The organism is Fibrobacter sp. UWB16 (genome assembly GCF_900215325.1).
GTDB lineage: Bacteria > Fibrobacterota > Fibrobacteria > Fibrobacterales > Fibrobacteraceae > Fibrobacter.
In genome coordinates, this window is the sequence record NZ_OCMS01000004.1 from 165,797 (window position 1) to 179,679 (window position 13,883).

Consider the following 13,883-nt stretch of genomic DNA (forward strand, 5'->3'; position numbering starts at 1 on the left):
CCGCCGTTGTAACAGATAAATAGGAATAAAATTACAAGAACATCGCAAGCACGTCCTTCAGCTTTTCAATACTGACCGGCTTTGCGATATGTTCGTTCATGCCCGCCTCGAAAGAAGCCTTGCGGTCTTCGTCAAACGCGTTAGCGGTCATGGCGATAATCGGGATTTCGGCAACATCCTTGTTTTCGAACGCGCGGATGCGCTTTGTCGCCTCGTAACCGTCCATCACCGGCATGCGAACGTCCATCAAAACGACGTCAAACGGCCTCGATTTTGCCTTTGCAAGCATTTTCACGGCAATATCGCCATCTTCCACCGCCGTCACAATAAAACCATTGTCCTGGAGGATTTCCATCGTAATTTCGCGGTTGAGGATATTGTCTTCGACAAGGAGAATCCTCTTTCCTGCAAATCCGGAATTGGCAACATCATTGCTTTCGTCGCTCTTCTTGGACTGCACAAGCTTGAATTCAAACGTCATGACAACTTCGGTACCGACATTTCTTCGGCTTGCAATTTCAATCTGGCCACCCATCATCTCGACGGAATTCTTCGTGATGGCAAGTCCAAGGCCCATGCCGCGGACATCTCTCGACACTGCAGATTCTCTCGTAAACGGTTCATAGACCGTCTTGAGGAACTCTTCGCTCATGCCGATACCGTTATCCTTGATGCGGAACTCGTAGGCCGCATAGCTAGACTTCGTGAGCGGCGTTTCCTTGACGCTCATCGAGACAGAGCCACCTTCCTTCGTAAACTTGATCGCGTTCGAAAGCACCTTGAGGAGCACCTGGCGCAAGCGTTCCTTGTCGCAAACGACTTCGTCATCATTGATGCCGACGCAATCCAGCTCAAACTTGAGGTCCTTCGCCTGCAAGTCATTGCGGATATCGCGTTCCACCTCATGGATGACTTCGAACAAGTGCATCGGACCTTCGTTGAGGTCGAACTTGCCTGATTCAATACGGCTCATGTCGAGAATGTCGTTGATAATCGAAAGCAGGCGATCGGAGCTCTGGTCAATTTTCACAAGGCAATCCTTGACGCGTTCGCTATCCCCCAAATGCGCAGACGCAATCGAGGTAAGGCCGATAACGGCATTGAGCGGCGTACGGATTTCATGACTTATGCTATTGAGGAATTCCTTCTTGGCACTGTTTGCGGCCTGTGCTGCCGAGAGCGCCTGTTTCAAAGCCTCAGCCTGCGTTTCGAGCTGTTCCTTCTGCTCCAGCTGCAAACGAGTGGATTCATCGACGCTGATAAAGCCCGCCACGATCTGGTTCTGCGCATCAGGAGCCTTACCCGCCATCACAAACTTGAGCTGCCAATATTCAACCACACCATTGATAATCATGCGGTAGTTGACATAATAGGCGCCCTTCGCCGCAAGCTTTTCACTCACAACTTCGCTAGACGTCATTTCCATGAACATCTTGCGGTCATCCGGGTGCACAAGAGTATTTGCAATCAGCTTTAGGCGGTCTTCAAAGTTCCCGACCTTTCTCCAGTTCGGATTATCCGCCCAGTTATTCTTCTTGACGTAATAAAGATGATCTTCACGTGTAGAGGGGTTGATAAAGCTCACGAGCGTAAAGTCTTCCGAAAGGCCCTTGATTACCGAAAGTCTTTCACGTTCGGCTTCGATAGCAACCTTTTCGTCGTTCACGTCTTCAACACCGATAAGCACATAGCCATCGCCCTTACCATCAGCAAGGCCAATCAGCGTATGACGCAGCCACACCCAGTTGCCATTGATGAACCAGCGCATGTCCACCACTTTTCTTGACTCATTCGGGCCCATCATCTCCAGGAAAGCGTCCTTGTTGAACACGCTATGGCAAAGTTCCAAATCATCCTTGTGGATTTTCGTGAGCTCATCATTGTTCATGATGTCGTACAACGAAACGTTACAGTCAAACCGACTGAGGATTTCCTTGTACAGATCGTTCATGGCACTCGGGTAAACAACATACGATCCCGATTCCGGATTCACGTAGTAAATGTGAATAAAGTTCTTGGACAAAAGACCGAGAAGTTTCATCTGCATGTAGCGCACCTTGCCCACTTCGTCTTGTTTCATACGTTCAGTCTCGTTCACAATGCTTCGGATGGCCACACGGCGGAGCAACACAAAATAAGCCGCAAAAAATACGAACACTACAACGCCAAAGCAAAGAAGGATAAAGCGGACTTTATGGATTGCCGACATCGCCACCTTTTCAGGAGACGAAATCACAATACTCCAGTGATTCACTGCCAAAGGCTTGTAATAGAAACAGTTCGATTCTTCCCAGTAGTTTTCGACGCAGGCTTCACCAGAAGCGCCAGCAAGTACGCTATCCACAAGGGCAGAGAACAAGCCCTTTTCATTATCCATCTCGTTCTTGTAATCATGGACGCTCTTCAGCGAATCGTGCTTGGTATCTGCAATCAGGCGGCCATCGTCGCGATTGATGACGTACACGTACATTTTACGGTCATAGCGCTTGTCCTTACGCAAGTATTGATGGATCAAGCCCAAACTGAAATTCCAGTAGGCCACAGCAACCGTATGACCATGACTTTTAATCGGCACAAAATGGTACAAGAGCTTTTCTTCTTGCTTATCGCTTTCAAGGCGCACCGTCACATGCGGATTCGGCGTTGCCTCCTGTTCAAAGGACAACTTCATTTTCGAGGAACTCGTTACCACGCCATCTGGCAAAATCACCGTATCGCCCGGCAAGAGAATGCTGATTTTCTGGTCGCGCAAAAACGGCTGCATTTCACCCAATTTCGGCTGCAGGCTGTCAACAGAATAATCGCCACGGTCCCCCAAGGCATCCGCCACAAACTGGAGCGCTCCACCGTAATGCAGGTTATTCATTATAAATTCGTTCGACGCCACCTCGGCATATTCACGAAGTCTATTGAAGCAACCGTCTTCAACGATTTTCAAAACCTTTTGGCAGATAAACAAAAAAACAAAAGCCGTCACCACAAAAAGAATTACAGCAAAAACAAGGTGATCCTTATGCATCACCTTGTCATTATGGGTACCATCAATATTTTTCAGCATTCAGTCATCACTTCTTGAGGAATCTTGACAAAATATACTTCATTTTGTCAATGTCAATAGGTTTCGAAATGTGTTCATCCATGCCTGCATCAAGGGCCGCCTTGCGGTCTTCTTCAAAGGCATTTGCCGTCATGGCGACAATCGGTATGCGGGACTGATAACCTGCCGGAAGCATGCGGATTGCACGCGTTGCCGCAAAACCGTCCATCACAGGCATCTGCACGTCCATGAGCACAAGATCGTACTGCCCGGGCTTTGCATTTTGCATAAGTTCCACAGCCTGTTTTCCATTTTCCGCCGTAAACACAATAAATCCGTTGTCGTCAAGAATATCGCATGCAATCTGGCGGTTCATTTCGTTATCTTCGACAAGCAAAATCTTTTTGCCCTTGAAGCTGAAATCACCGATCTGCATTTGGGAACCGACACTCTTTTTGCCATGCAACTTGAAGTCGATACTCAAGACAACTTCAGTACCTTTATTCTCTTCGCTAAAGATCTGAATGCTGCCGCCCATCATCTCGACAATGTTCTTCGTGATGGACATTCCAAGGCCAGTTCCCTGAATACCGCTCACCGTCGAAGAATTGGCGCGCGTAAACGGCTCGTAAATCGTCTTCAGGAATTTTTCGCTCATGCCCATGCCGTTATCGCGAATACGGATTTCAAATCGAGCCGAATTCGGCTTTTCCGATTCCCGTTCGTCCACCACCATTGTAACCGAGCCGCCCTCTTGCGTGTACTTGATAGCATTCGAAAGGACATTCAAAATCACCTGATTCAGTCGCAGCTTGTCGCACACGATTCCTGAATCATAGATATTCATATTCACATCAAACGAGAGTTTCTTCGTATCGACGTCGGCCTGCACAATGTCCTTGAGGGCGTTGATAATTTCAATCAGGTCTTCGTCTTTTTCCGAAAGCACAACCTTGCCCGATTCGATACGGCTCATGTCGAGCACATCGTTAATGAGCGAGAGCAAATGATTGGAACTCTGGCCAAGCTTGCGCAAGTAATCGAGAACCACTTCCTTTTCATCAATGTGTGCCATGGCAAGGCCCGTAAAGCCCACGATTGCATTCATCGGCGTACGGATATCATGGCTCATGTTCGAGAGGAACGTCGTCTTTGCACGATCCGAAGACTGCGCCATCGAAAGAGCCTTCTGGAGCATCACCTGCTGCTTTTCGAGCAAGTCGTTCTGCTCGGCAATCTTCGCATCCAGTTCCAGTTTTTCAACCTGGTCATCGCTCAACAGCAAGAACGAAAGCACAAACGAGACAACCTCGCCATCGTCATTGCGTTCGATAGTCGTGAACTTTGCACGCAGCCATTCACCGCTTGCAATCTTGAATTCCAGTTCGCGCTGGTCGGTCCCCTTCAAGAACTTTTGCACATAGAACAGGTTCGACAGCTTCAGCCAATCCTGCTGGAATTCGTCTGAGACAATACTGCTGATTTGCTTGATTTCGGAAGAGTACGAACTGTACAGCGGGCGTTTCTCGACCCACGAGACATTCGAAGATTTAATGGTGCGAAACGAATTGTCTTCGACATTCACAAAGTAGATGGACACGTAATCATCGTACAGGATGTCGTTCACAAAGTCCTTGAGGATGAGGTCGTCCTTTTCGGCAAAGCCAAGCGCAACAGCCTTCGGCTTATCGAATTCATCGCCCACCTTCACGAACTTCATTTCGCAATAGTGCGGTCTGCCATCGACATTCCCGCGATACGTCGTGATAAAAGTCTTCTGCCGAACAAGTTGCTTTTTAATATTGTCGAGCGTTCCGGCCTCGTGCATCATCTGGCGATCACGTTCCCAAACAACACCATCGACATATTCTTCAAAGGCCTTGGAATACGAAACACCCGAACGGAAACGACGACCAAACAGCGACTCCGATTCCTTGTTCATCGAATACGGCGTAATCGCATCCTTTTCAAGATCAATGTAATAAACAGAAGAATATTCCGACGCCAAGACATCAATGATTTCCAGGTCCTGTTCAATCTTCTTCTGATGCATACGTACCGTGCGGATCTGTTCATCCTTGTCGGCAAAGCCAATCACAAAAGCTTTTTGCCCCTTGTTGACGGCAACGATTTTGCATTCGCAGAACTTGTCCGAATAGCTCACAAACTCAAAACTCGTGACGCCCTTCTTTTGCAAGAGCGAATTGAGACTTTTGGCCGAGAGTTTTTTCAGCACGGCATCTTGATATTCAGGAGCGACAACTTTATTGACGATATGATTAATCGCACCACTATAAGTAAATTCACCCAGAGAATCGCCAAGCATCTTCTGGATGTTCGCGTTCAGCTTGTGCGCTGTCACCAGGTCGTATTCCAGGTCGCAATAGAAAATACACGAGTAGTCCGACGCCAAGAGCGAAGTCACAGCGGCATCTTCGTCCATGCGCTTTCTGCGGTTGATTTCGTTTTCGGCAAAACTCGCGACGAGCTTGAGTACAGCAAAATTCTTCTGCGATTCCTTGGGGTTGTCTAAAACAAGGAAACTGTAACGCTGTTCATTCGAAGCAATCGTCGAAACGCTTATGCTCTTGATATCTAGAACCGGCAACGAGCTGTACAGCCTTTCCCAGACACCGTATTCATCATCCTGCGATTCGAGATAGACGGCGTCCATATCGCCCACGGATTCAATCCACGGACTGATAATTTCCAATGGAATATGCTGGAGCCCCGCCTTGTTGGGCCTTACACCCTTGCGGCACCATTCATACGTGCTACAGAGGAATTCCCTTTCCTTGTCGCATTCCAGGATATACGCCCTATCGGCATCGTAATAAGAGGCAAGCGTTGCAAGCAGTTCTTCGATAGCGTCCTTGGAACGATTTTCCTTATAGAGAACATCGATGCAGTCGCGAATTGCGGCATCCTGTTTCTGCTGTTCCGAGACGTTATAAGCGACCAACATCGCCTGGTATTCATTCAGGATTTCGTTCTTAGAAACGTAGCAGACAAAACGGCTGTAATGCCAGCCGATATGCGGCGAATAAAAACGGCAAGTGTATTCAGGGATGGAATCGCCTTTTTTGACCTGGTCAATGAGCGACTTTGCCGAGAGGTGCTGCACAAAAGCCTTACGGTAATCCTTATCTACGAGCTGGTCTGCAATCTTCTCGATAATCGCATCGTAATGCGGGAAGTCTTCGCCAAACGAATCGCTCACATCGACGGACTTGCCTTCAATAATCTGGATAAAAGGGCGAGAGACTTTGCCCTCCGACAAGTTCACCTTGAAATAGCTATACGCCTTGTCGAGAATCGCCTTTCCATAAAGCTTTTCGTTGAGGGCACTCTGCAAGCGTTCGCGCTTTGTATCAAGATCCATCGTCTTGATTTCGTCACGCAGCTCTTCTTCGGTGGTCTTCTGGATTAGCGCAAGCTCTGTGATATCCTTGTGCCAGCCTTCAAGCCTCACACCTTTCTTATAGTGAAAATTGCGGGTTCCACCACAACGGACAAAACGGACACGGCCATCGGGAGCATGCCAAGGGTACTGAATTTCAGGCGCCTCGCCTGCACTCATCTTGTCGACATACGCCTTGACTTCGGCAAAATGCTCCGGGTCGATATTATCAAACCAAGCATGGAAAATATCCTCGGCAGAAACACCCTCTTCAAGCCCAAGCAACTTGAGCATGGTCGGATTCGCAGTCATACGTGGAGCGCAGCCGTCATCAATTTCGACAGCCCAAAGCCCTATGCCTACCCCGTCCAAAATATTTGTCGTCAACGGTATCGAGTGTTCGTCAGCCATAAAGTGGTTCCATATCCTTTCTTATAAAAATAATACGTTTTATTAAAATTTCAAATCAGCGAAAATATTTATGTCAAGCTAAACAATACTTCAACCCGACATTTAAACCACTTTTCCGGAAAAAAGTTCAAAAAAAACAAAAATCCGGACGTCTTGCGGCATCCGGACTTTTTTTCCATATACAGACTCTATTAGAAGAATGCAGGCGGCCAACGCGGGTTCTTCGAGGACATATCGATCTTGTAGAAGTCCTTCTCGAAGCGGCCATCGTCCATGCCGTACATCTGCATCACGTGGCGAGCAATCCACTTGCCGAGCTTGAGCACGGTGAGCTTTTTACGGAGGCGGCCCTGGCAGTCACGGTTCATGATATCCGGGAGCGTGGAGGTCGTGAGGATTTCGTCGATAGCCGGGCTGTTGAGCTTTTCGCGGGCTTCGGCACTGGTGTGGAAGTGCGTGACACCGAAGCAGACGCGGTTCGGGTTACCCTTCTTGATGTGTTCGCAGCACTGCACGATCGTCGTACCGGTACGGACCATGTCGTCGAACACGATCACGTCCTTGCCTTCGATTTCTTCGATGCTGATATCGGAGAGTTCCGGGTTGAAGGTCATGCTGATTTCACGCTCGCCAGTACGGACCTTGTCCATAACGACGCGCTTGCATTCCGGGAGCTGGAGAGCATCGAACACGGCGTTCATGAACGGGCGTGCGCCCTTGTCCGGGGAGACGATCACGAGGTTGTTGCCGTCCTTACCGGTCTGAACAAAGTTGCTGTTCTTGATGTAGTGGGCGTAAACGTCCGTCGGGATCAAGTTGTGGAAGTTGCCCTCGAAAATTTCGTTGAAGAGGTTCTGCACCTTGATGCTGTGGTTGTGGCAGGTGACAACGGCATCGACACCAGCAGTCTTCAAAAGCTGGGCGTAAAGGAGGCTCGTGAATGCCTGGCCGTCGAACTTCTTGAGGTCAATGTCCGGGCGATCCTTTTCGAGTTCACCGATGCGGTGCGGGCCACGGTCCTGGGCGCTGTAGAAGAGGTCCGGTTCAACCAAGACGACCTGTTCTGCACCGTTATCCTTGGCAGCACGAGCGAGGATGCAGTTACGCATGGCGTAGTCGTTACGGCTACGTTCATGGTTAGAAACAGAGCAAATCAAGACAATCTTGCCTTCCAGGCGCTTGCCGATATGTTCCAAGTCGTCCATATCCAGCATGTAGCGGGGGCAGAATTCGGAGTTGGCGAAAGTCTTCAGGGAGACCACGTCGGAGATATCTTCACGGAGGCCGATGTACTGAGCCATGTCGATGGCAAACGGATCATCGGTAAAGTTGCCGGTCACGATAAAACGATCTGACATTTTCCTAGCCTTGATTTAAGGGTTGCTTTTTGTGTTATTGCCAAATATAGTTAGAATCTATCCACGTTTCAAGTTTCAGGGAAAGAAAATTGCCAAATGCAAAAAAGCCCCGGCTTAACGCCGAGGCTCTTCTAGATACTTTGTTCTAAAAAGACGGTCGCAGTCGCGACATTCGCCTTACTTAGCGTTGCGCTACTTCGTAGCGCAGTCCTAAGCGGCTCAGTCATAGAAACAAGCAAGCTTGTTTCTGCGACGTTCGCCTTACTTAGCCTTCTTAGCGCAGGCCTTCTTGCAAGCAGCCTTCTTGGCCGGGGCCTTAGCAGCCTTGCAGTTCTTGCGCGGGTCGCCAGCGTAGACAGCAGCAAAACACACGAGTGCAAAGCCCCGATATACGATTGCACTGGCGTTAGTATCCGGGGCTTTGCCGACCATTCCGAGCAGGTTATTAACTAACCTGCCCTACATAGTCGCAGCAAGGCTGCTGTCTATACAAAGAAGCCGTCCCGATGGGGACGGCTTCTCTTAGCAAATCTAAAAGCTTAGATTAGTTGCGCTACTTCGTAGCGCAGTCCTAAGCGGCTCGGTCATGCCGGCAAGCAAGCTTGCCGTCGCGACTCTCGCCTGATTAGGCCTTCTTGCAGCCCTTCTTGCAAGCGGCCTTCTTAGCCGGAGCCTTGGCACCCTTGCGCGGGTCGCCAGCGTAGACAGCAGCCTTGCCGAGTTCTTCTTCGATGCGGAGGAGGCGGTTGTACTTGCAGACGCGGTCCGTACGAGAGAGGGAACCAGTCTTGATCTGGCCAGCGGCAGTACCGACGGCGAGGTCAGCAATGAAGGTGTCTTCGGTTTCGCCAGAACGGTGAGAAACGATCGGAGCATAGCCTTCAACCTGGGCGCGCTTGATAGCAGCGAGGGTTTCAGAAACAGAACCGACCTGGTTCACCTTGATGAGGATAGCGTTAGCGATGCCAGCCTTGATGCCTTCGTCGAAGATGGTCGGGTTCGTAACGAACAGGTCGTCACCAACGAGGTTGATCTTGCCACCGAGCTTGTCGGTAAGAACCTTCCAACCTGCCCAGTCAGCTTCATCGAGACCGTCTTCAATGGAGAAGATGGAGTACTTGTCGATAAGCTTTTCATAGAGCTTGACCATGTCAGCAGACTTGACAGTCTTCTTGGTGCTCTTCTTGAACGTGTAGGTAACAGCCTTGGAGCCTTCCTTTTCAGTTTCCTTGTCGCAGAATTCGGAAGAAGCAACGTCAAGAGCGATCTTGATGTCCTTGCCGAAAACGTAACCAGCGTTTTCAGTAGCGGTCTTCAAAGCAGCGAGAGCCTTTTCGAGGGTCATCACGTCCTTGATTTCGTAACCGAACTTGTTCTTAGCCGGCTTGATAGCAACGCCAGGAGCAAAGCCACCTTCGTCACCAACCGTCGTATCGAAACCACCCTTCTTGAGGACAGCCTTAAGAGCGTGGAAGATTTCGGTCACCATCTGGAGACCCTTGGAGAAAGTCTTAGCGCCAACCGGAGCGATCATGAATTCCTGGAAGTCGATCGGAGCGGAAGAGTGAGCACCACCGTTGATCACGTTGCACATCGGGCACGGGAGGGTGAGCTTTTCAGTGCCATGGAGCTTAGCAATGTACTGGTAAAGCGGAAGGCCAGCATCCTTAGCAGCAGCAACGCAAACAGCCATGGAAACGCCGAGGATAGCGTTTGCACCGAGCGTGTTCTTGAGCATGCGGTTGCCGTCGAGTTCGATCATAGCGTCATCAACTTCAGTCTGCTTGGACGGATCCATGCCAACGATCTTCTTAGCGATCTTGGTGTTGACGTTCTTCACGGCAGTGAGAGTGCCCTTGCCGAGATAGGTCTTCTTGTCGCCGTCGCGGAGTTCGCAAGCTTCGCGTTCACCGGTGGAAGCACCACTCGGAACAGCTGCGTGACCAACGATACCGTTGTCAAGAGTGACATCGACTTCGAGAGACGGATTGCCACGGGAATCCAAAATCTGACGAGCCCAAACTTTAGCGATTTTAGCCATTTTATTAACCTTCTGTTAAAGTGAAAATTTTGATGCGAAAAATATAGAAAAGTAGGAAGTAGGCAGTAGACAGTAGGAAGAAAAAATGTGAAGATTTAGTTATTAGCGATTAGTCATTGGTCATTAGTTGTTAGTCATCAGTTAACGCTTCTTCGTCATCCTGACTCTGGATCCTGTAAGGAGACAGAGGAAGGATCCAGTAAAGTTTTAGTGATTAGTGGTTAGTAGGAAGAGGACGGTAGTTACTAGTTATGAGTTACTAGATATTGCAATTTGTCATCTTGAGTCCCGGAACGGAGTCGAAGGATCCTGTGAAATTACTTTCTTGCGAATCGCAGTCCCACCCAAATTGTATGAAGGTTGAACATGCTGTATTCCTTTTCAAATTCAACAGGATTTTCAAACGCCGCGGTCAAAGCAACACCCATATTCCATTTTTCGTTAACAGACCAAGTATGTCCCACATCAAAAGTGAGGCTGTAATTTGGGGCAGATGTTATCTCAATAGCACCATGATTCCTGTCTGCAACACCAGTCTTTTCCTCTTCTACCTGCGTCTCAATAATAGAAAAACCGAATGATGCGCCGGCATGGAAACCCGTCAAGGGCGATTCTTTTTTTGCAAAGGGAAATACCGTAAATCCGGCCCCAAAGAACAATCGCGTTGAAAAGGAATGAAGCTCACTATAGCGAAGATAGTCTTCATACTCCACTCTATGATTGTGGAACGCATAACCTTCATGGTCGCCATTGTATTCCACGGGTTTACTCATTACATAACAATCAAATACATGGAAACCTTCGGTGTACGCTCCCTGAATAACACCAAATACAGCCAGTTTTTCCCAGCCATACCCCACTTTCAAATCCAGCACTGGGCCATAGCCCACGTATTCCACCCTATCCCGCGGAGCATAATCCCCGCTAGGTCCCGTATCCTTGCAACCCTCAATGTCGAGGCATTCTCCAACATGGTCATCGGCCTGTTGCAACCTGCGAGGGCGTTCCTGTTCCACGTAATCCGCCTTGGCGATGCCCAAAGAACCTTCCAAATAAAGTCCTTTGGCCGAAGCTCCAGCGGCAAGAATAGAAATCATCAAAACACAGCTCTCAAAAATCTTTTTCATAAAAATGTCCTTACGAAAACCAGCCATCCTCAATCTTTACCAATTTCCATTTTCCATTTTTCTTAGACAAATAGTAATACCTTCCTCGATCCCCATCTCCGACATTTAGTTTTACTAAATCGTGACTTTTGTTAAATACGGCATTAGATATAATCGGAGGCGATTCAAGTAAGAAACCACCCCAAAAAAGCGGTACAACAATAATCTTTGGAATCCAGAAGGATTGAATTTTCCGCAGTAATGGCCTATCCCGATGTTCCCAATCAACTTTTGCATTCATAAAGTCATTCATTAGCGTTTTATATTCCTTGCTCAAAACAAGAACCTTGTGGCCCATCGGTGTTTTGTCCATGCAGGCAACTTTCGCTTCTTTCCTTCCATCCCGACGTGCATGGAACATATCAATCTTATCCATTTCATTCGTATCAGAAGCAGACGTGTCAAAATACATCACGTTCATCTTCTGAACAAAGTAAATACTATCATATATGCTATAAGCCTTTTTCAAGCCAGACACAGCTTCTTCAAGCGGAATATCCATAATCAACGCATTTAGCAAATCTGAATCTCCATTCAAAATTTTCAGTTTACCATAAGAATCCGTATTGTTCAGAAATGATTCACGTTGGGCATCATCAAGCGATTCCCAATAAAAAAATTTTGTTTGGAACGTCATTACAACTTTATAGATTTCTCGCAAATCTGCCGCCAGGGAATCATCCGCCGGAACCGTTCCGCAAAGAGAATCCGAAGTCAATTCCCATCTTGCAAAAAAATGGTTCCTGTAATCGTTCATGGAATCGCGCAGCAACGTATCACCCGTTGCCTGGAACCGCTCATAGAATTTAAACGCACGCGTAAGGACTGTATCTAACGGCAGTCCCTTCAACGCCTCAAAGCGTTTTGCTTTTCGCACATCATCTTCATTGGACTGCGAACACCCGCAAAGGAACAACAGCGATACCGAAAATAGAAGTACAATAAATTTCCTTATTCTTTTCACGAACAAATCCTTTACTTTAAATATAATCTCGCCTGCACCATATAAGAACAAAAATATTTTACTTCTCTACAACATGCCCCGAGAGTTCACGGAAATCGCCTTTTTTATACAAGGTAACTCCGGGCGAAACCAAGTGAAACACGGACTGTTCTGCAAGCGTTTCCACGTTGAACTCAAAGGAATCCAGACGATTGCGGTAGCTGTCCGTAGAATTGTCGAACGAAACCATGTAAGGCGGGCGCGGAATCTTGCCCTGGTTCGCAAGCGAAATCAGCTCGACACCGACCCTGTCGTTAGAAACAACCCACGCATCCACAGGCGGGATTTTTTTCACGAGCGACATTAAAATTTGTCTATAACGGGCATGCGCACGCGGTTCCTGCATAAAGTCATAAGGGCTCGCATGCGAGGCGTCAGTCGCCTCGAACACCTCAAGCCCCACATTCTTGAGACCTTTCAAGCGGTCCCTCGACCACATACTCATGTGGTAAGGCGAAACAAAGGCAATCCGCGTCAAGCCTTTTTTCTTCAAAAAACGCCCGACAATACGCCCCGGAAATTCACCAAAAGCGAGATTAAAAAACGCAAACCGCTTTTCTTTTTTCAGCGCACGCGGGATGTCGTACAGCGGATGTTCCCACCACACAGCCACAGGAAAACGCGTTGTCGCAAGTTTTGCAAATAGTTTATTGATATCGAATACGAGCATCGTCGAGACAACGGCTCCAAAGCAACCTCGGCATTCTCCCAGCTTGATGCGGTTGCCGTTCGCATCCAAAAATGTGCCCTCTTCTTCGTAATAGCCAAGCGCCTTGACGTTTAAGTTATTACGGTGCGCTTCCACATACACTTTTCGCATAAACGAAAGTTCGCGTTCGCCAAGACAATTAAAATCCCCGTTAGGGTTGCAGCGCATAATCAGGAGAATTTCTTTTGTCTTAGAAACCGCCAACCGGGCATCGACAAAATAATAACGCCCTTGCCCCCTGCGTTCCAAAATTCCCTTTGCATGCAATGATTCCAGTGTACGCCGCATGGTCCCCAACGTCGTCGCATAAGACTGACACATGTCCTTGATTGATGGAAGCGGGCGATTAACCGAAATCTTTCCCGACTTCCAGTCCTCCAGCAGCAATCGCTCTACGCGTTCCGTTTCGAGTTCATGCGCAGACACCTCGATTTTTGGCTTTGCCCCCCAAAAGTAGCCGTTGCCGTGTTCTGCATAAATCTTCCCCTGAGAGGCAAGCTTCTTGTATGCACGGAAAACGGTGAACGTCGACGCCCCCGAAGACGCCGCCACCTCGCGCACGGAAGGGAGCCGGTCCCCATCCTTATAGCCAACAGATTCAATCCACTTGCAAAAATCTTCGATTGTCATAAAAACTCACCCGCCTCTTTTATAACACTAGATACACTATAATACGAACATACAAAAATTTCAGCTACAGGGAACGCCTAGTAACCTAATTTAAGTAAGGAAACAAAATACAATCTTTGAATATCGAG

General features: G+C 48.2%; 8 protein-coding genes. All 8 read right to left on the minus strand.

Annotated elements, in window-relative coordinates; all coding sequences use genetic code 11:
• Positions 1–31 precede the first annotated feature (31 nt).
• The 8 genes from CRN95_RS12880 to CRN95_RS12910 all read right to left on the minus strand — a co-directional run bounded on the left by CRN95_RS12880 (position 32) and on the right by CRN95_RS12910 (position 13,755).
• Positions 32–3,058, minus strand: a complete 3,027-nt coding sequence (locus CRN95_RS12880; protein WP_097021158.1) for a response regulator — start codon at positions 3,056–3,058, stop codon at positions 32–34.
• Between the two features lie 7 nt (positions 3,059–3,065).
• Positions 3,066–6,848, minus strand: coding sequence for a response regulator (locus CRN95_RS12885; protein ID WP_097021159.1), 3,783 nt, complete (start codon positions 6,846–6,848; stop codon positions 3,066–3,068).
• A 191-nt stretch (positions 6,849–7,039) separates the two neighbouring features.
• Complete coding sequence (locus CRN95_RS12890) at positions 7,040–8,206, minus strand: ribose-phosphate pyrophosphokinase (protein ID WP_014545977.1); 1,167 nt, start codon at positions 8,204–8,206, stop codon at positions 7,040–7,042.
• 261 nt (positions 8,207–8,467) lie between these two features.
• Entirely contained in the window at positions 8,468–8,638 is a 171-nt protein-coding gene (locus CRN95_RS14850) for a hypothetical protein (RefSeq protein ID WP_159462319.1), read from the minus strand.
• Positions 8,639–8,831: 193 nt separating this feature from the next.
• Positions 8,832–10,247 carry a phosphopyruvate hydratase gene (eno, locus tag CRN95_RS12895; RefSeq protein WP_097021160.1) on the minus strand — a complete coding sequence of 472 codons (1,416 nt, stop codon included), beginning with the start codon at positions 10,245–10,247 and terminating at the stop codon, positions 8,832–8,834.
• A gap of 317 nt (positions 10,248–10,564) precedes the next feature.
• On the minus strand, positions 10,565–11,374 hold the full coding sequence (locus CRN95_RS12900) for a hypothetical protein (protein WP_088640958.1): 810 nt from the start codon (positions 11,372–11,374) through the stop codon (positions 10,565–10,567).
• 10 nt (positions 11,375–11,384) lie between these two features.
• On the minus strand, positions 11,385–12,428 hold the full coding sequence (locus CRN95_RS12905) for a hypothetical protein (RefSeq protein WP_235003043.1): 1,044 nt from the start codon (positions 12,426–12,428) through the stop codon (positions 11,385–11,387).
• 7 nt (positions 12,429–12,435) lie between these two features.
• A complete protein-coding gene (locus CRN95_RS12910) occupies positions 12,436–13,755 on the minus strand; it encodes a GntR family transcriptional regulator (protein ID WP_097021162.1) in 1,320 nt (439 codons plus the stop codon).
• Between the last annotated feature and the right edge of the window lie 128 nt (positions 13,756–13,883).